This is a genomic window from Parapedobacter deserti (assembly GCF_042646065.1).
GTDB lineage: Bacteria > Bacteroidota > Bacteroidia > Sphingobacteriales > Sphingobacteriaceae > Parapedobacter > Parapedobacter deserti.
In genome coordinates, this window is record NZ_JBHRTA010000030.1 from 420,869 (window position 1) to 438,935 (window position 18,067).

The 18,067-nt window shown below is 47.3% G+C and carries 18 protein-coding genes; 4 read left to right on the forward strand and 14 right to left on the reverse strand.

Annotation, left to right across the window (positions count from 1 at the left end):
* Window positions 1-195: 195 nt before the first annotated feature.
* A complete protein-coding gene (locus ACFOET_RS10540) occupies window positions 196-1,683 on the reverse strand; it encodes a glycoside hydrolase 5 family protein (RefSeq protein WP_379022334.1) in 1,488 nt (495 codons plus the stop codon).
* 426 nt (window positions 1,684-2,109) lie between these two features.
* Here ACFOET_RS10540 and ACFOET_RS10545 point away from each other — a divergent pair, with 426 nt between their 5' ends.
* Together ACFOET_RS10545 and ACFOET_RS10550 are read left to right on the forward strand one after the other, a co-directional pair.
* The gene (locus ACFOET_RS10545; RefSeq protein WP_379022336.1) at window positions 2,110-3,024 is read left to right on the forward strand and encodes a pirin family protein; all 915 of its coding nucleotides are present in this window, start codon (window positions 2,110-2,112) and stop codon (window positions 3,022-3,024) included.
* A gap of 139 nt (window positions 3,025-3,163) precedes the next feature.
* Window positions 3,164-4,186, forward strand: coding sequence for an LLM class flavin-dependent oxidoreductase (locus tag ACFOET_RS10550; RefSeq protein ID WP_379022338.1), 1,023 nt, complete (start codon window positions 3,164-3,166; stop codon window positions 4,184-4,186).
* Window positions 4,187-4,339: 153 nt separating this feature from the next.
* Here the strand turns inward: ACFOET_RS10550 and ACFOET_RS10555 are convergent, their stop codons facing one another.
* On the reverse strand, window positions 4,340-5,248 hold the full coding sequence (locus tag ACFOET_RS10555; protein ID WP_379022340.1) for an alpha/beta fold hydrolase: 909 nt from the start codon (window positions 5,246-5,248) through the stop codon (window positions 4,340-4,342).
* A 225-nt stretch (window positions 5,249-5,473) separates the two neighbouring features.
* Here ACFOET_RS10555 and ACFOET_RS10560 point away from each other — a divergent pair, with 225 nt between their 5' ends.
* Window positions 5,474-8,617 carry an error-prone DNA polymerase gene (locus ACFOET_RS10560; RefSeq protein WP_379022342.1) on the forward strand — a complete coding sequence of 1,048 codons (3,144 nt, stop codon included), beginning with the start codon at window positions 5,474-5,476 and terminating at the stop codon, window positions 8,615-8,617.
* Window positions 8,618-8,687: 70 nt separating this feature from the next.
* Here ACFOET_RS10560 and ACFOET_RS10565 read toward each other — a convergent pair whose 3' ends face one another.
* The 11 genes from ACFOET_RS10565 to ACFOET_RS10615 all read right to left on the reverse strand — a co-directional run bounded on the left by ACFOET_RS10565 (window position 8,688) and on the right by ACFOET_RS10615 (window position 16,430).
* A complete protein-coding gene (locus ACFOET_RS10565; RefSeq protein ID WP_379022344.1) occupies window positions 8,688-9,842 on the reverse strand; it encodes an Sb-PDE family phosphodiesterase in 1,155 nt (384 codons plus the stop codon).
* A gap of 302 nt (window positions 9,843-10,144) precedes the next feature.
* A complete protein-coding gene (locus tag ACFOET_RS10570; protein ID WP_379022346.1) occupies window positions 10,145-10,369 on the reverse strand; it encodes a CDGSH iron-sulfur domain-containing protein in 225 nt (74 codons plus the stop codon).
* 164 nt (window positions 10,370-10,533) lie between these two features.
* The gene (locus ACFOET_RS10575; RefSeq protein ID WP_379022348.1) at window positions 10,534-11,079 is read right to left on the reverse strand and encodes a DinB family protein; all 546 of its coding nucleotides are present in this window, start codon (window positions 11,077-11,079) and stop codon (window positions 10,534-10,536) included.
* A gap of 19 nt (window positions 11,080-11,098) precedes the next feature.
* Window positions 11,099-11,350, reverse strand: coding sequence for a hypothetical protein (locus tag ACFOET_RS10580; protein WP_379022350.1), 252 nt, complete (start codon window positions 11,348-11,350; stop codon window positions 11,099-11,101).
* A 5-nt stretch (window positions 11,351-11,355) separates the two neighbouring features.
* Entirely contained in the window at window positions 11,356-11,772 is a 417-nt protein-coding gene (locus ACFOET_RS10585; RefSeq protein WP_379022352.1) for a hypothetical protein, read from the reverse strand.
* Window positions 11,773-11,794: 22 nt separating this feature from the next.
* Window positions 11,795-12,295 (reverse strand): OsmC family protein, encoded by a 501-nt coding sequence (locus ACFOET_RS10590; RefSeq protein ID WP_379022354.1) that lies wholly within the window; start codon window positions 12,293-12,295, stop codon window positions 11,795-11,797.
* Between the two features lie 314 nt (window positions 12,296-12,609).
* Window positions 12,610-13,458 carry an NmrA family NAD(P)-binding protein gene (locus ACFOET_RS10595; protein ID WP_379022356.1) on the reverse strand — a complete coding sequence of 283 codons (849 nt, stop codon included), beginning with the start codon at window positions 13,456-13,458 and terminating at the stop codon, window positions 12,610-12,612.
* 42 nt (window positions 13,459-13,500) lie between these two features.
* Window positions 13,501-14,031: a glycosyl-4,4'-diaponeurosporenoate acyltransferase CrtO family protein gene (locus ACFOET_RS10600; protein WP_379022358.1), complete on the reverse strand. Its 531-nt coding sequence runs from the start codon at window positions 14,029-14,031 to the stop codon at window positions 13,501-13,503.
* Between the two features lie 66 nt (window positions 14,032-14,097).
* Window positions 14,098-14,604 (reverse strand): hypothetical protein, encoded by a 507-nt coding sequence (locus tag ACFOET_RS10605; RefSeq protein ID WP_379022360.1) that lies wholly within the window; start codon window positions 14,602-14,604, stop codon window positions 14,098-14,100.
* 84 nt (window positions 14,605-14,688) lie between these two features.
* Window positions 14,689-15,867, reverse strand: coding sequence for a hypothetical protein (locus ACFOET_RS10610; protein WP_379022365.1), 1,179 nt, complete (start codon window positions 15,865-15,867; stop codon window positions 14,689-14,691).
* Window positions 15,868-15,869: 2 nt separating this feature from the next.
* Window positions 15,870-16,430, reverse strand: coding sequence for an RNA polymerase sigma factor (locus ACFOET_RS10615; protein ID WP_379022367.1), 561 nt, complete (start codon window positions 16,428-16,430; stop codon window positions 15,870-15,872).
* A gap of 204 nt (window positions 16,431-16,634) precedes the next feature.
* Here ACFOET_RS10615 and ACFOET_RS10620 point away from each other — a divergent pair, with 204 nt between their 5' ends.
* Window positions 16,635-17,345, forward strand: a complete 711-nt coding sequence (locus tag ACFOET_RS10620) for a DUF4397 domain-containing protein (protein WP_379022369.1) — start codon at window positions 16,635-16,637, stop codon at window positions 17,343-17,345.
* Window positions 17,346-17,448: 103 nt separating this feature from the next.
* Here ACFOET_RS10620 and ACFOET_RS10625 read toward each other — a convergent pair whose 3' ends face one another.
* Window positions 17,449-17,727 carry a hypothetical protein gene (locus ACFOET_RS10625; protein ID WP_379022371.1) on the reverse strand — a complete coding sequence of 93 codons (279 nt, stop codon included), beginning with the start codon at window positions 17,725-17,727 and terminating at the stop codon, window positions 17,449-17,451.
* Between the last annotated feature and the right edge of the window lie 340 nt (window positions 17,728-18,067).

The following is an 18,067-nucleotide window of genomic DNA, read 5'->3' on the forward strand; positions in this document are numbered from 1 at the left end:
GCCGAGTGTTCTGCTCCATTACTACTTTAATTAATTGGTTATCACTTTGGGTGCCTATAGCTTGCTGCGCCCTTAGCGATATAACAGTCGACTACCTGGATTGTTTTCGGGAACAGTGAGTCGCTGGCGTCGCCCATTTTGTTCGTACGCTGGTCTGCCACTACCCGCGAGTATCGGCACATCGAGTTTAATACATTAGGGCTTAATAAAGACAGGCGACCCGGATAATGGAATGGTGCCGGCTACGCTAGTTTGCTTACTTTCCCAATTAAACTGCGTTGCAGTTTTGATATTTAATGATGCCGGAAAACTATATTGCACCGATGCAGTTTCTGATGCGCCGCTGGTTTTCGCCCACAATACGTAGATATAGTCGTTGTCGTCGGCAGCGTAGAAGGCTCCGCCGTCGACGGTGGGTGGCAACTGCAATCTGGCGGTTGCGGCCGGATCGTATTGCCGAGTTCTCAATAAAGTGCTTACCGTGCGCCAAGCTATACCTCCGGGCGTAATGGTGGCATTATAAGGGCCTGAGGCCAGCTTTTGATAGAAACCCATCACCTGGTAAGGGTCAGTAGCCTGGGATAATGGTCGGTTTTCAGCGCCACTGTAAATATAAAGCCCGCTGATACCAGCTTTTTGTGCGCGTATTGCCGCCTTAATTAAAAAGTTGCGCTGTACTTCATCTCCGCCGATATAGCCATTTAGGGCTTTCCGGGGAATATTGCTTTCAGTAACAATAAACGCTTTTTTTGGATGGGTTTTTCCGTCATAAGCATAGTGATCAAGCACGGCCTGAAAGTCATTCTTATGGTTCACTACCGATGCTGCTGCTGCATCCGAATTATGGTTGCTGCCCAAGTAATACATCGGATATACATGGTAACTTAAGCAATCGAACCACTCGCCCCCTTTTTTGGGGTAGTCGGCATTAACACCTCCTCCACTTGGGTTGTCGGTATTGCGCAATATCGCATCTAGAAAGCTGGGATAGCCCAAGCCGCCCACGCAGACCATACCATCTTCATCCAGGTGCTTAACGATCTCGTAGGTAATTCTGAGCATCCGCACATAAGATTGGATCGGTGCGGCAAAGTTAGGCAAGTCGCAAGGGTCAGGGTCTGATTGAGTCCAGGATTGTGTAGCCCGCCAGTTGTGAGTATAGTCCGGTTCGTTCCAAACCTCCCAATACTTTACATAGGGGCCATAAGTCTTTACTACATGATAGACATAGTTGGCATAGTAGTTATCGGTATTCACTTTGCCGGGTGAAGACCATATTGGTTCATACAGGTTGGCAAACGTTTTCGATTGGATACTATTACAGTACCTTGTCTGTTCCCTGTGTGCATCAGCGGGACCGTTGAGGAAGATTGTATGCTTTTCGCCGCCCAGTCGTTGGTAAGTTTTAAATGCACCCAGTCGGATGTCGTAACCCCACTTTTGCACAAAATGATCATACATTGCTGGGCGCAAGCTGTTCACCCCAGCGCCGGCAATATCTTTTTCCCGATTGCCAATCAGCAATTCAGCCAGCTGCTGATCGGACCACCCCGAATAGTACCCCATATTGGAGCCGTACAGGAATGGCTCACCCAAATCTGAAGGCGGGCCATGCAGGCCGCCTGTCTGGTCTATACCGGCTTTATCTTTTGTGCACGCACCGAAAAATAATAAAAGAAACAATAAAAAAAGTGGATTAATTCCACGAAACTTGTTCAATTGATTGATCATCGATTTTAAGTAAATTTCGTTTTCCAGGGCGACGTCAAGCGGCGGGCCTTTGCAAATAAGTAGAATTACAGACCAATTAGCGCACAAAATATGTACCAAAATCGTTACTTTCGGGCAAAAGCAATGATTATTATGCTGATGATGCAGAAAGGGAACCAGAGGGAAGGAAAAAAACAAAAAAATATTTTGCAGGGTGTATAAATTACACTATCTTTGTGTCATCATAATTTAGGTTTATAATTGGTTAGTAAAGGTTTCCATTCTCCCCGTTTGGAAACCTTTCTTTTTTATAAACCAATACCATGTGACCTGTTGGGGAACCGTTATTCCGTTCCCAAAAAAATACCTATATTTCCTGTCAGAAAAAGAATATACACTATGCTTGATTTAGTTATCGAATCCCGAGCCGCTGCGATCAGTGCCGAAATGAAGGTAAAGCGAATCCTACCGTTTCGGTTACGCAGGATGATAGGTCCTTTTATCTTTATGGATCATGCCGGCCCTATCCAAAATCAATTTGGGAATCCTTCCGATCTGGATGTATTGCCGCATCCCCATATCGGCCTTTCAACGGTCAGCTACTTATTTGGCGGTGAGGTGACGCATCGGGACAGTTTGGGAGTTCAGCAAATTATCCGTCCGGGCGAAGTAAACTGGATGACAGCCGGTAGCGGAATAGCGCATTCGGAGCGTTTCGAAAGCCCGTCCGCGTTAGCCGGTGGGCTGGAAATGATACAAACCTGGGTGGCCCTTCCCGAAAAGGACGAAGAAGCTGCACCTTCATTTTTCAACTACAAACCTAAGCAATTGCCGGTTTTCACTGATAAAGGTCTTTGGATGCGCCTCATCGCTGGCGATGCATATGGCTTGAGCAGCGACGTAACAACTCATTCGCCGTTGTTCTACCTGCATGTTGTACTGCAGAAAGGTACACATTTTGCCCTTCCGAAAGAACATTCGGAACGAGGATTCTATATTGTCAAAGGGGCCGTTGAAATTTCAGGAACTACCTATGATGATGGCAAAATGCTTGTATTCGCAAAGGGGGTAGATCCGCGCATCGTCGCTAAGGAAGAAACGACATTGATGCTCTTGGGGGGTGAGCCCCTGGGTGAACGCTTTATTTGGTGGAACTTTGTCTCCTCCCGGAAGGAACGCATTGAACAGGCCAAAGAAGATTGGAAGCAAGGCAGGTTCATCCTGCCCCCCAACGACAGCGAGGTCTTCATTCCGCTGCCCGAAGACAGGTCAAGACCGGCGGGTACGCCACCCAACCCTGAGCCGCTTTCGTAAAAGCTATTTTCGGCCTGCGAACTGAAAGATTTCTGCCGCTGCATTTTATACGCGTTGCTCAGGGCCGCCAGGCCACTGCCGGCCGGATTTCCCAAATACCTGAACGGAAAAAAAAATCGCTACCTTTGTTAAGCGATTTATGAAAAAAATAGGCTTTTTATCATTTGGACATTGGTCCAATCATCCGAACTATAAAACCCGTACAGCAAGTGACACGTTGTTGCAGTCCATTGATTTGGCTATTGCCGCCGAAGAAATCGGTTTAGACGGCGCATATTTCCGTGTACATCATTTTGCAGCTCAATTGGCGTCGCCATTTCCGCTACTGTCGGCCATCGGAGCCAAAACAAGCAAAATAGAAATTGGCACCGGTGTAATTGATATGCGTTATGAAAATCCGCTGTATATGGTGGAGGATGCCGGAGCTGCTGATCTAATCTCCGCGGGGCGGTTGCAGTTAGGTATTAGCCGAGGTTCGCCGGAGCAGGTTATCGATGGTTGGCGTTACTTTGGTTATGAGCCGGCTGAAGGAGAAACTGATGCAGACATGGGGCGCCGGAAAGCATTGGAATTCCTGGAGAGGCTAAAAGGTGTGGGATTCGCCCAGCCAAACCCATACCCGATGTTTCCGAATCCACCGGGGCTGTTGCGTCTGGAACCACATTCGGAAGGGTTGCGCGAACGTATTTGGTGGGGCGCTGCTTCTAATGCTACTGCCGTTTGGGCGGCCGAAAACGGAATGAACCTACAGAGTTCCACCCTAAAATACGACGAAGGCGGCAAGCCTTTCCATATACAGCAGGCAGAACAGATCCGGTTGTACAAGGAAGCGTGGAAAAAAGCGGGACATCAGCGCGAACCAAGGGTTTCGGTGAGTCGGTCAATTTTTGCATTGGTAAACGATCAGGACAAGTATTACTTCGGTCAGGAAGCGGGCCGGGTCGATAAAATTGGATTTATTGAGCAAGACAAACGTGCCATTTTCGGGCGTAGTTATGTTGCCACACCGGACCGACTCATCAACGAATTGGCTCAGGACGAAGCCATTCAGGAAGCGGATACACTTCTTTTGACGATACCCAATACGCTTGGAGTTGATTACAATGTACACGTGCTTTCTTCCATTCTGGAGCATGTTGCACCCGGGCTAGGTTGGCGTTAAATTTAGTATGGCTCGCGTCCATGCCTCACGGTTCGACGCGGCCAGACCAAGAATCGTAAATGTGGGCATCAGTGTAAGTTCAATTCAGGCGATATACTATGCTAGCCAAACAAGTCTGAACACTAGCTCCTCCAGAGAAACTTCATAGCCCATTCACTGCTGCATCATCCGCAGAAACTTATCTGCCAAGATGCCATCCAGAAACGGGGTGATGTGCTGCATCAGCATCTCCGTTTCCATTCCCAACCCCACATGGGTGCGGCCCGGTAGGATGAGCATCTGCGATGGCGGCAACCCATCCGTGTCGCCGGACCGGCCGATGTCGGCGGCTTCCATGAATGCCATTTTCTGCTCGTTGCTTACACCGTCGTTGTCTCCCATGAGGTAGAGAATAGGGGTTTGAATGGCTTTGATATTATCGTAGCCCACGTCAAAGGGTTTAAGTTCAAAAGCAAGTTGTTTGGTTATAAATTTCGTCCAATCGGCTGGATTGGGTGCGATGCTGTCATACAAGGCTTTAATAGGCGTCTGATCCAAAAAGTCCGGTTTAAATTCGCGGATGTTGTCCCATACCGACGGATGCCACCCCTGATGATGGTGCGCCGTGGACATGATGATGGCCTTATTTACCAAGTCCGGATTATCCACTATTAATTGCAGCGCCACTGTACCGCCAAAACTATAGCCGAATACATCCACCTGATCAAATTTGAGGTATCGGATGGCTTCGGCCACGTCTTTGGCATGCAGCGCATAGGTCATATCTCGATCCGTCAACGGTGTATGCCCATGGCCATCCAATTCCACGGCAATAACCTTCCGATTTTTAGCCAATGCGGGTATGAGTTCGCCCCAAGTAAATGCAATTGGCCAAAACGAACCATGCAGCAGCAGCACGGGATCTCCCTCGCCATAGATTTCGTAATACATGTCAATGCCCGTTAGTTTGGCGTAGCCTTTTTCTTTCGGTTCCAATGGCGCGTCCTGTTGCGCGCTTGCTAACATCGGCCCCAATAGCGCCAATGTAAGTAGCCAGCTTTTAGCGACGTGTGGTGTTTTCATCCTTCCTTCGTTTAGTAATTAATGTAACAATACAAAAATATCGGGTTCAGCTAGACCGAACGCCATGTGATAATGACATTGTTGCGGGGTATTTGCGACAGTGCGGATGAATGACAGTAAAATTATACGTATAACCCAAAGAAAATTGTTGCTTATCACAGTATATTAGGTGTGCTAATAAAATTAGTATTCTTATCTTTGTCGTTATAAAGAGATGGAGGGCATATGAGCTATGTGGAGTTACAGGTTACAACCAATTTTAGCTTCCTTCGCGGGGCTTCCCATCCGGAGGAACTGGTGGAGCGGGCTGCCTGGCTGGGTTACGAAGCCATCGCTATCACCGACCGAAACAGCTTTGCAGGAATCGTACGGGCACATATCGCGGCAAAGAAGCACAATATCCGCCTCATCCCTGCCTGCCGCGTGGACTTGCTCGACGGCCCAAGTCTGTTGGCTTATCCCACCGACAGGGAAGCCTATGGTCGGCTTTCCACGCTGCTCACCACCGGCAACCGCCGGGCGGAGAAAGGGCAATGCCACCTATACAAGGCTGATGTCTATGCGCATAGCAAGGGTATCGAATTTATTGCCGTACCACCCGGTAAACTAACGGCAAAATTTGAGCTGGATCCTGATTACATCAAGCACATCACCGAGTACCGGGGGGTGTTGGGCAGCCATCTCTGTCTCGGTGCCGTGCGTACATACACGGACGACGGTGCCAAGAAGCTTTTCCGTATCCATCAACTCTGCCAACGGTTGGATATGCCGATGGTTGCGCTAAACGATGTACATTACCACATCCCACAGCGCCGTGAACTGCAGGATGTGCTCACCTGCATCCGTGAGAAGTGCACCATCCACACGGCAGGCTATCGCCTGCATCCCAACGCGGAGCGGTACCTCAAACCGCCTGATGAGATGAACCGGCTGTTCAGGCAGTATCCCGAAGCCATCCGAAATGCGGGCGCAGTCGCCGATGCCTGCCGCTTCTCGCTAGACCAACTGCGGTATGTTTATCCAGAGGAGCTAGCCCCGGAAGGCCGCACCCCGCAACAAGAGCTTGCGCGTCTTACCTGGGCGGGCGCAAAAGAGCGGTTTGGTGATGATATTCCTAAGAAAATCAAAGAAACCATCGAGCACGAGCTGGAGTTCATTCAGAAGAAAAATTATGCTTCTTATTTCCTTACCGTGCATGACTATGTGCGCTTCGCGCGTGAGCGCAATATTCTGTGTCAGGGCAGGGGCTCGGCAGCCAACTCCACGGTGTGCTATTGCTTAGGCATCACCTCGGTTGATCCCGCCAAGTTCCGGCTGCTGTTCGCCCGGTTCATGTCCGATGCACGTGATGAACCGCCTGACATTGACGTCGATTTCGAGCACGAAAGGAGGGAGGAGGTTATCCAGTATATCTACGAGAAATATACTCGGGATAGGGCCGCCATTGTGGCCACGGTTACCCATGTACATGCCAAGGGAGCCGTTCGCGATGTGGGCAAAGCGATGGGGCTTTCGCTTGACGCTGTGGGGCGGCTGGCGGGCACTGTCAGCAGCCATTGGGATGAAAACCTCGATGAGCATCTGCTTGCCGAGCAGGGGTTCAATCCCGGCGAGCCGCACCTGCGCAGGGTATTAGAGCTAACCTACCAGTACATAGGCTTTCCACGCCAGCTGGGCCAGCACACGGGTGGCTTCGTCATCACCCAGGGCAACCTGCATGAGCTGTGCCCTATCATCAAGGCCCGGATGGAAGACCGCACCAATCTGGAGTGGAACAAAGACGACCTCGAGGCACTGGGATTCCTGAAGGTGGATGTGCTTGGCCTCGGCATGCTCACTTGCATTCGCAAGGCGTTTGATCTGGCAAAAACCCATTACGGCCTCGACCTTACGCTGGCCAATATCCCGCAGGACGACCCGAAAGTTTACGAAATGATCAGCCATGCCGATACACTCGGTGTGTTTCAGATCGAAAGCCGGGCGCAGATGTCCATGCTGCCTCGTCTGCGGCCCAAAGAATTCTACGACTTGGTCATCGAGGTCGCTATCGTACGGCCAGGCCCGATTCAGGGCGATATGGTGCATCCCTACCTGCGCCGGCGCAACGGCGAGGAGCCCGTGGAATACCCCTCGGAGGAAATCCGGGAAATTCTCCAAAAAACACTGGGTGTGCCGCTGTTCCAGGAACAGGCCATGGAAATCGCCATGGTGGCGGCCGACTTCACCGCGGCCGACGCAGACGAGCTCCGGCGCAGCATGGCCACCTTTAAGGCCAAGGGCCAGGTATCTGCCTTCCACGAGAAAATGGTAGCAGGGATGATGAAAAAGGGCTATACCGAGGAGTTTGCCAACCGCGTTTTCCGGCAGCTGGAAGGATTCGGCAGCTACGGTTTCCCCGAGAGCCACGCAGCCTCCTTTGCCCTGCTGGTCTATGTGTCTTCGTGGCTCAAGTGCTATTATCCCGATATCTTTGCCGCCTCTCTGCTCAACAGCCAGCCCATGGGATTCTATCAGCCTGCTCAGATCGTCATCGATGCCCGCAACCATGGTGTAACGGTTCTGCCGGTAGATGTAAACCATTCGATGTGGGACCACACGCTGGAGGGCGAATTCGGCAAAGGCTACCATGCGCTTCGCCTTGGCCTGCGGCAGATCAAGGGCCTTCGCGAGGCAGATATGGATGCGCTGCTCGCCGGCCGGGGTGGTGGTTATTCTGCCGTCAGCGCATTGGCCGATGCGGGCGTACCGCTGGCAGCTATGGAACGCTTGGCCGATGCGGATGCGTTCCGCTCCACGGGGCTTGACCGCAGGCATGCTCTTTGGGAAATCTCGGCGCTGGCCGGCCGGCCCGTCGCCCTGTTCAAAGGCCAGCCATCGGAATGCACGACCGAGGGGCAAATCGAGCTGCCGCTGATGACACAGGGCGAGCATGTCGTGCACGACTACGCCAGCACCTCGCTTTCCATCAAGGCGCATCCGGTCAGTTTCGTGCGTGAAAAGCTGGATCTGCTGCACGTTACACCCACAGGCAAGCTCTCGGCTCTTCCGGACGGGATATTCGTCAAGGTGTGCGGCATGGTCACCGTGCGGCAGCGGCCCGGTACCGCCAAGGGTGTGCTGTTTGTGACGATAGAGGACGAGACGGGATTTGCCAACCTCGTGGTGTGGGGTGCCACGTTCGAGAGGTACCGCCGCGAAATCCTGCAGTCGAGGCTGCTCCTGGTCTCAGGCAAGCTGCAGGTCGAGGGCAAAGTTATTCATGTCATTGTACAGCACTGCACCAACCTGAACAGCTGGCTGCGCGGGCTAGCCAAACCTGAAGGAATGGACTCATCAACGGTATTCCACAAAGGCAGAAATTTCCAATAGAAATTTCCAATGATAAGTTAGCGAGATTCCTTCAGCAGCCTTCATACAAGGAGGCTGATTCTTCCATGCGTCACTTCAAAGCAAGCGTCACTATCGGATGCTCATCACTCCGGATATAGGCAGAAACGAGCTCGTACTGAAGGTTTGACTGTCCATCCTTAGCCGTTATGATTTGGGAAGAAGAAGGGTATAGCACGATCTTCTTTGTGCCGTTTCCCGACCGCAACACCAACTCAAAATACAAGTCGCTGTTGTTTGTCACTTCGTAGTAGTTCGTCCGCGTTTCATTTCCATTGGCATCCTTGCTTTTCTTGCTGTGGTATGAAGGCCCGACCTCAACGCAAGCATTAAACAATCTTTTAATGTGTTCCTCCTTACCGGCAAGGTATTTACTGGCCCATGCAACCGTACGGCCTGCTTCAAGCGCCTCACGGATCGATTCGGCAGAGCGTTCTTTCGCCAGTATAAGGGTCATGGTGCGGTGTACATAGTCAGTAGCCAGGTCATAATCATGGGCCACCAAGTTATGGATGTCCGAATTGGCCATGACCGTCAGCCCTTTATCCATCGCCCAATCAAGTGCTTTTTTATGAAACCCCAATCCGTTGAACACTTCTATTCCGCCCAGTACCTTCTCCTTCTGTAGTTGATCTACAAAATCTATCCATTCATAAGACCCTTCGATGGTCGTTGCCTTCCAACCCGGATGGTTCCAAAAAAGGAAAGCGTCCTGCTGTACAGCTTTTTCAATCGCCGCCTTATCTTTGCTGGGATCGTTGTCTGCAATGTAGCCGGAAGCATCACCGATGAATAGGGCATTGAAGTGCCCAGGAGGCGTCTGTCTGGTTATCTCCGTTCCTCTGATCAGGATAATGTTATTTTCAGCCGCTTGATTTTCGGCCAGATCGTAAGACCGTGTGTTATCTACCTTTACATCCGCTTTGTATGGCGTATATTCCACGTGCTCCGTATAAGCAATGGCATCCAGCCCTTCATTCCACGCTTCCTGTACCCGTACATTAGGCCATACATGACCATCCGAAAAGACAGTATGCATGTGAAAATCGGCTTTGAGTACTTGATATCCGTCCACATTCGGAATCCGGATGATTTCCCTTTTCTTGGGTTTGGCGAATTCGCTCATGCGGAACACCTCACCATTTTGAGCGGTGGTCACTGATGCCGCCGTGAGCAAGAACGTTAGTAAGCTAAGATACTTTTTCATGTTATACTGGCTTGATAAGAGCATTTACAATAGGCGCAGCCCATTAGTAAATTGATTTGAACGTTATGATTTTTACGGTGAAAGCCTTTAGTCAACTATGGAAATGCCATTCGCAAACCGTTTAACTTTCGACACGCAAAACTACCTATGTGCTGTTAATTTAACAATAACCAGATGTAATGTCATCAGTTCTTACAATCAGTTTCCGATGGATATCTCGCAGGGACAGCAATGGTTTATAACGCGCGTCAAGTATAGGAAATTCGATAGCCTGTCTTAACTTATCTACGTATAGGGTAAAGTTATGCCTTTTTTGGAGGTAAATCAAAAGCTATCGCCTCATGCTCGAAGTGTCCGTTGTGTGATCCATCGCAAAAGGGCTTGTTTTTTGAGAGCCCACAGCGGCAAATGGAAAGTACGGTTCTCCCCTGTAAGCCGTAGGCATTACCATTTTTGTCAACGATTTCAAAATCGCCTTCAATTCTTACTGAACCGTTGTTATTAATAGTTAGTTTAGTCTTTGCCATTTTGTTTCCTTTTTCTGTCAAAAATAGCACATCCAAATGGTCAATCGATATCTAGTCGCAGTTTAGAAACGTTATAAGCCGGGTAAGGGTGCTGGCTGCTTAGGTCATGTTTATTTTCGTCGGTACGGATAAATACGGCCACCACTCCTAATCCGCCACCCTTGCTACATTACTTTTTCTTCTCGGCTGGCATAAAGAAATCGAATGTAACCTATTTCGGCGGCATTTTTCATCAATTCCAAATTTAGCCATGCTGCGATGTCACTAAACGGACAATCAGCTATAGGCCATCTTGAATATCTATGGGACTCCAGATCATCTGATGACAGGCTATTAACCCGCTCTATCCACTCCTCCTTAAGCGTCTCAAATCGGTTAGTAATTTTTTCGATCGATGACTGCCATATTACTTCATCTTTATTTAGTGCAGCATTCCCGAAAGAATGGTTGATGACCATCGACCACCAATAATCAATATGCCAGATTAACCACGCGATATTTGGAGGACCTACTTCGTACGCTTCGCTTTCAGGCAATGTACCAGCCCATGTATCAGCATTCACCTGCTTAAGATAGATGCCTTTTTTCGATGGTTGCCAAAGACATTCGTCGACCGATAAACTATCAAGGTGGTAACTCAGTAATTGAAAAGAAATCTTAAACTGTGCAAGCAAGCATCTTGCTACATTGTTTCCTGGCGGTATTTCCATGATGTTTCAGCGCTATAAACTAATTAGACATCCACCTCGCCCGAAGCTTCTCCTGTTCGGAACTAACCTTTTCTGCTTTTTTGAACACGTCGTACCTTGCATTCGGTATGATACTTCCGTCGACCTTGATCTTTTTTTCATTTCTAACAACCCAAAGCTGGTATCCATCATTGATATTAACGTTTGCTGCCTGGTTTAAGAACATTTCTGTGTCGGCGGTCGCTCCGTCGTCCAGCTTACCAGACAACACTTGGTCTCCAACTTTCACCATTACTTTTAGCGTATCTGGAGAAGTACTTTCTCAACGATGTATTCATTATTTCTAGGACCAATTGTAAAGCCAAGGGATGGATCATTGCCGGTACCTTCGGGTACAACAGGTAAATAACTGATTCCAACTGGCAAGAATTCAGCTGCATAATTAAACGGGGTATAAGATTCGATGTGGTTTTTGATGAATGACCTGATTTCCGGGTGGGTAGAAGCAATAAATTCGTCGAAAAAGGTATCGTTGTCAAAAGGCCGCCATTTTCCGTATTTCTTCACAAAATCCAGATACACTTCCCGAAGGCCATGTTGTCCTTCTGATAATTGGAGCATACGAATATCAAGAATGGCTGCCGTTAGCGCTCCTAATTGATATATATTGCCATACTGTTGCCCTCCCTCCGCAGTGTGCCATTCATTGCTCAATTTTAACAAGCTGTAGAGATTGTCAAACCTGCGGCTCCACTGCACGCGGATTATGCCCCACGGAAAAATTCACCGAATTAGCAATAAAACAAAGCTCGTTTGCTCGCTTATGCAATTTGTTTGCGTCGGGTATCATCGCGGCTTCTGCGACTGTCACAATTGGATTAAGCGTTACCTCTACAAAGCGGCCGCCTCCGTTCGAATCTTCTGCCATTATACCAATTGCACTGTCCACGTACTCCATAACCACCACTCCGGCTTGCGAACACAGATGTAAATACCAGAGCATGTGGCAAGTCGACAATGAAGAGATCAACAACTCTTCAGGATTATGTTTGGTTATGTCGCCACGAAACGCCGGATCAGAAGAGCCCAAAATATCAATTTTGTTCGCGATCGAAATTACGTGCTCCCGAGAATACGATTTATAGTCACTTGTTCCTTCACCGCTGTTTCCTGTCCATTTTACGTTAACGCTATATTGATGTTGTCCCGCCATTATTTTTATTTTATTTGCTGTCACTTGATGACAATTTTATATTTCGGTGTTATAACTGTTCTTCTTTTCTAATTCGCCATCTTGTGTTCGGTTATTTGCTTCTTTTGATCATATATCCGTTGTCGATTTTTTCAAATCCAGCTTTGGGGTAATATGCTGAATGCCCGTCGAAATGCTGAAATGTAGTTCCGGAAGCACCATCCGCCAATTTCTGATCGACTGACAATCGTCGTACGGATTCCGTTGATCAGTGTACCAAAATCTGCTTACTACATCTTGGAAATCATGCCGGGGTTGGATTATTCGAATAGCCATAAACGGTTTATTTAGAGAGTCTTTTATCGAAAAAGATAGTCTTCCAAAGTCGTTGGAAGCTTTATTACCTTTCCCGGATGTTCGGGAACGGCAATATTGTCGATAACGGCTTGTGTCATACCAACAAGGTTAGCTGCTGTATTTTCCGAAAATCCAACAGATCGTAGGGTTTCCCGCCACTTGATATGTGATATAACTTGTAGGTTAACCGGTTTATTGTGTGTCATTGAAAAAATGTTGGCAACGTCTCTTGGGTTGTATCGTTGCTGCCCGGTAAGTTCAATGACATCTTCGTCACCAAAGGCGTCTTCTTCCACGATCACTTTCGCGATAATTTTCGCCACGTCGATCGGCGAGTTCATCTCGATGTCTAGGTCTTCCGGGAAAAAAGTAGGCAATATGCCGTATCGCTCAATCGTGTCAAGATAACCCAGCCAATTGCTGAAATAGTAGGACGGCCTGACAAATATTTTCCTTGCATTTAAACCGTCAAACCCTTGTTCCAGTATTCGTGACATCAGGATATTCCCTGTATTTCCATCAACGTGAGCCCCTACACACGATAAACCAACGACTTTTTGTATCCCCGTTTGTTCAACTGCTTTTCGGTAGTTTTCTACGATTCGTCTCGTGTCTCCGATAATATCGTTTGACGTTTGGCTTTCGGGTGTTATTACAAAGACGGTCGTACCATCCTCAAATGCTTCTCGAAGTTGATCTGAATCAAATAGGTCAGCTTCTCGAAACTCAATGCTTTTATCTTTAAGCTTTTCCGGATTTCTCACTACTGCCCGCACCGGTGCGCCGTATTTCTTTACCTCGCTGATCAGATTTGAACCTATTTGTCCGGTTGCGCCGACGATAATATTCATACTCCTCTATCTTTTAGTTTGTGGCAAGTTCAAAAAAATGTGTTAGACGTGTTCTTTCTGGCGTTTCATCAACCCCTCTATCCGTAATCTGTTATATTGCTGTAAGAGAATTGTGGGTATGTTAAAAACGACATTTGCCACCGTAATCAATATACCATATGTGCCCCTATCGTGAAGAAAACAATGTAGGCTAGACAACAAAAAGAAAATCAGACAGCACCAATGGAACCGTTCGTACATATCAATTTTTCCGAGGTATTGTTTTGCCTTCAGTGGGTTGCTGATACTTCTTGTCCTGGTTTTAGTCGCCCAGCTGTGATCTCCCTCTTGAACAAATTTTCTAAACGTTTTCAAGCGCCATTTCTCGTAAGACTTCTTGTTTTTATAAATCCGTAGCTTGTGCAAAATCTGCCTGGGCACGAACGCGGTGACGATGCTTAGCATGATTAAAACAGAAAGCCACTTGTCTATGCCGACTTCCATCCAATACATTAGGAGCGGAGTAAAGAAGATTACCGACCATCCGATATTTAACAAGTGGCTAAAAACATCTATTTGTTTTCTTTTCGGCATAACCCGGGAAACCAAGAAAGAGGCTCCAATTACGGCGGCCTCTTAATTAGCTATTCACTCACTTCACTACCTTTTTTCGGACGTCGTCGTACCATCAGGGTTGAGCGTCACGGTCTGTATTTGTGACCCGTTGATCACATTGAAATGGTAATCGTCGACGTTGTTCCGCTCGCCGATTATTTTTTGCAGATTCACGGATACAGACATCTCCCTGTCGCTATCAAAATCCCCATCTGCGTTGTCATACAACATAATCAGCCGAATACCCATCGGGAAAGATTCCTGTACGCGGCCATCCCAAATAAACTGGAATGAATCGGCTTTGCCGCCGCCTTTCACTTTGACCTCCAAAACATCTTTTTTTCGGATTACATCCAAAACCTCAAAAACACTTCTCGAGTTTCTACCTTCGAGCGTATTGACAAATAGTTTGCTGCCCATCAGCAGGTTTGCTTCCAGCTGATACGGATCTTCGTTGTTCGGCCCGTTATTCTCCTTACTGCAACCAGAAAGGAAGAGTGCACTCAACGTCGTCAACAATGCGGACAGTGTAAATAAAAGTTGCTTTTTCATATTTCTGTTGTTTAGTTAATCTGATCTTCATTATATAAAACACCATATTACCCGCATTTGCTACAACAAAGTAGATAATACCGCCTAAAAGAGTACTTTGATTCTAATACCTGAATTAAGAAGGTTTATATCCCGGCGTTGCAGGCCACCCATTGGAATTTTGATGAACGGTTCAAATAGCAGATCAGTACGTTTGTTAATATGATGTTTTTTGCCTAGGGAAAAATTCAAATAACCCAGATTACTCCGCCCCTCGAAATCAGTATCCGTGCTTTCTTTACGGTACTCATTGGTGACCACTTTGAAAACAGAGACCGACGCTCCGCTCTCTGGATCTGTCACTATACTTTCGCGCAAAACTTCCGATTTCATTCTGTAAATTTTACTTTCCGCTAAAACAGCCAAAGCCGAAACGCCGACCGAAGCATACCAGCCGTCGATAGGTTCGTAAACGACTGCTAACGGAATGTCAATTGCCTTGATCATCGACTCGCCACCCACTATCTTCGTATCATAGGATAGCTGCACAGGGTCAGTCGCATGTATGGCTGACATGCGCGAATACGTTAACCCTGTAGAAACGCTGACCTTGTCGGAAACCTTGAATTGCGTCAATATTCCTGCAGCATAATTAATTTTGTCTGTTGTTAGCGAAGAATTCACCTCAATACCGAACTGCCACCTGCCACCCGCCAACGACTGCTCTTCTTGCCTGGCTGCATAAGTGGGTGCCCTCGCTTCTTCGCTGGAATGCGCCGTCTTCTCGCTGACGATCGTGGAAAGTAAAGGGGTTGGCGTAGCGACGCCTTCCGATGCAATAAGGGGTTGCTCTTCTTCGGCATCAGGTTCGATAACTCCGGCACCTTCGGCAGGAACCGGATTGTTCGGCAAAAACGCAACCTCTTTTGGAATACGCCGTCCGGACGAAGGCGCACCTGCGGTGTCGGTAACCGGCTTTGTGGAAAATGGGTGCAGATTTTCCTTGATTGTAGGCTTTGGCTGCTCGGCAATCTGACTTTCGCCGATATTCGGCTCCTCCGTCCCGTACCACGGAAGGCAGATTAAGACGCCGATTAATACCGCGGCAGCTGACACATATTTCCAAAGGGATAACGGTAGTTTTCGTCGCTTTAGATCGTTTTCGACTAATTTTTCTCCATACGACTTCTGGAAATTTTCCCAGCTTCCTTCCTCGTAAGGAATCTCGAAATCATAAAGGCCATTTCTGATTTCCTCGATCAATTTTTTTTCCTCGCTGTCCATTTTTATACCATTAAAGTCCGGTACAACATCTTAAGTTTTTCTTTCGCTCTCACCAGATATACCCGGCTTGAGCTTGCTGTTATCCCCATCAATTCAGCGATTTCATCGTGGTTGAAACCTTCGATCTCATACAAGGTGAATACTTTTCTGTAGTTTGGGGTAAGGTTATTGATCAGCTCCCATACGTTTTCCACATGCAGATTATCCTGCAGCATTACTGGAAAGCGCCAATCAGATTCGTCAGTCAGTGGTTCCTGAAGCGCGGCTAGTTTATGTTTGCGGATTTCGTTAAGCGCGGTTCGTGCGGTTATTTTCGCCATCCAGCCTTTCAATATCCGGTTAAAATTCTCAGGGTCGTCACATTGAAACGTGCGTAGATTCGTAAAAATTTTCATAAAGCTGTCGTTCACGACCATGTTTGCCGTATCGCGATCGGAAACATATCTTAAAGCGACCCCCATAAGGAACCCCCAATAATGTTTATATATACGCTCTCGCAGTTTATCTCCGATGTTTTGCCAATCCCTCGACAGAACTTCGACTAAGTCTTTATCAGTACTCAATTTATTCCGACGATTAGCTTTCAGCCTTCCTTACAGGATATCCCAAATTGTTTAAGACATAAACACAGCTTTTAGCATCAATGCTACATCAGATCGGGTGATGTTCATCTTTATCGTTCAAATCAGTTGTGTTTGTAGCGTTACCAATTGTTCGTGTGTTTGGGTTAGGGAAATGAATTTATAAACACAAAAAATCAAAGTATCATGAACATCGAATTACGAACAACTTCAAAACTATTTCTCCTTGCCTCATTCGTTTCAATATTGGCAATGACTGTTGGTTGCGAAAAGGATGACAAAGGCACACCCAAGCCGCCAGATGGGGAGGGTAAAGTCGCGCTTTTGAATGCGGTTTTTGGAACGGACTCCCTTAACTTTTTTGTTGACACGAAAAAAGTGACCAAAAAGCTTCTCGGGTACAGCGATAGTTTAAACTACGTAGCCGTCACCGCTGGCGAACGCGAATTTGAGCTCAAAGGGAAAGATGACAAATCCATTGTTAAAAAATCGTTCAAAGCCGAGAAAGACAAACACTACTCCATATTGGCTGCCAATTCAGCGGATGGCAAAACGTCTGAGCTGATCCAGGTGAGTGACGATTTAACGGCGCCTAAGACGGACAAAGCCAAAGTTAGGTTCATTCACCTATCACCAGACGCAGGTAAGCTGAATCTGTCGATAGGCGAGACTAAACTAGCTGAAAATATCGCCTACAAAAACGCCAGCGCTTATAAAGAGGTGGATGCGAAAAAGACCTCTTTTGATATCGTTGATCCCGAAGCAAAAGAGACGCTACTTACCGTCAAAGATCTTGAACTGGCGAAAGGTAAGATATATACCATTTGGATAGCTGGTTTGCAGGAGACTAATGACGAAGAAAAGAACCTGCAAGCTAATATCTTCGTCAATAAGTAGTATTTAAATCAGGAAACTATTGGCAGAAACCATCTGATCCTGGATGGTTTCTGCCTCATTCCAGGAAACTAAACACTTAAATAAAAATACACTTCGTCCGCGATTATATCTGCCGATCGGCTGATCCGTCCGAAATAGTTACTAAGATTCTTATTGGGTTGGGGGTGTAATGTAGATTCGCTGAATAATCAACAAATTCAAGTGGTAACATAGAAGTTGCGATAGTGATATCAGCGTCTTTCGCCTGAAACTCGTAGAAAAGCGTCGATGATTGGCGGGGTAGCAGCTGATAATTTTTGCCGACCTTTGAAGCAACCTCCTTAACACCGCCGGCTTTAGATAGGTCAACCCAATTTTTTGCAATAATTAATTGAACACCCACCTTACCTGCTCAAAATTTTTAGTCTCAGCATCCTACCCAAAGGTGTGAACGTAGATGGAAGAACAACAGGTAGGACAGATTAATATCTTCTCCATACCCTTTGAAAACGACGGTTAACAAATAGCCTGCAAGTAAGTTAGCGTTTGTCGCAAATAATTAGTGCTGGGCGAAGTCTGCTGGCTGGAGTAAAGATAGACGATTTTTTTGGATCCATAGCAGGCGGCAGTGATAATTTGGTCCTGTCCAAGCAATGTTTTATTCATCGAACCTTAACATTTTCGTTACAATATCCTATTGTCTATAAACTAATTTTGGCGCAGAAAGATGAGCTTGCTGTGAC

Bases quoted from the DNA above. Each gene is read 5' to 3' on its own strand.
- ACFOET_RS10595 (WP_379022356.1), bottom strand. From the start codon at position 13,458: ATGAATATTATCGTCGGCGCAACCGGACAAATAGGTTCAAATCTGATC.
- ACFOET_RS10550 (WP_379022338.1), top strand. From the start codon at position 3,164: ATGAAAAAAATAGGCTTTTTATCATTTGGACATTGGTCCAATCATCCG.
- ACFOET_RS10555 (WP_379022340.1), bottom strand. From the start codon at position 5,248: ATGAAAACACCACACGTCGCTAAAAGCTGGCTACTTACATTGGCGCTA.
- ACFOET_RS10570 (WP_379022346.1), bottom strand. From the start codon at position 10,369: ATGGCAAAGACTAAACTAACTATTAATAACAACGGTTCAGTAAGAATT.
- ACFOET_RS10610 (WP_379022365.1), bottom strand. From the start codon at position 15,867: ATGGACAGCGAGGAAAAAAAATTGATCGAGGAAATCAGAAATGGCCTT.
- ACFOET_RS10620 (WP_379022369.1), top strand. From the start codon at position 16,635: ATGAACATCGAATTACGAACAACTTCAAAACTATTTCTCCTTGCCTCA.
- ACFOET_RS10575 (WP_379022348.1), bottom strand. From the start codon at position 11,079: ATGGAAATACCGCCAGGAAACAATGTAGCAAGATGCTTGCTTGCACAG.
- ACFOET_RS10580 (WP_379022350.1), bottom strand. From the start codon at position 11,350: ATGGTGAAAGTTGGAGACCAAGTGTTGTCTGGTAAGCTGGACGACGGA.
- ACFOET_RS10545 (WP_379022336.1), top strand. From the start codon at position 2,110: ATGCTTGATTTAGTTATCGAATCCCGAGCCGCTGCGATCAGTGCCGAA.
- ACFOET_RS10565 (WP_379022344.1), bottom strand. From the start codon at position 9,842: ATGAAAAAGTATCTTAGCTTACTAACGTTCTTGCTCACGGCGGCATCA.
- ACFOET_RS10605 (WP_379022360.1), bottom strand. From the start codon at position 14,604: ATGAAAAAGCAACTTTTATTTACACTGTCCGCATTGTTGACGACGTTG.
- ACFOET_RS10560 (WP_379022342.1), top strand. From the start codon at position 5,474: ATGAGCTATGTGGAGTTACAGGTTACAACCAATTTTAGCTTCCTTCGC.
- ACFOET_RS10600 (WP_379022358.1), bottom strand. From the start codon at position 14,031: ATGCCGAAAAGAAAACAAATAGATGTTTTTAGCCACTTGTTAAATATC.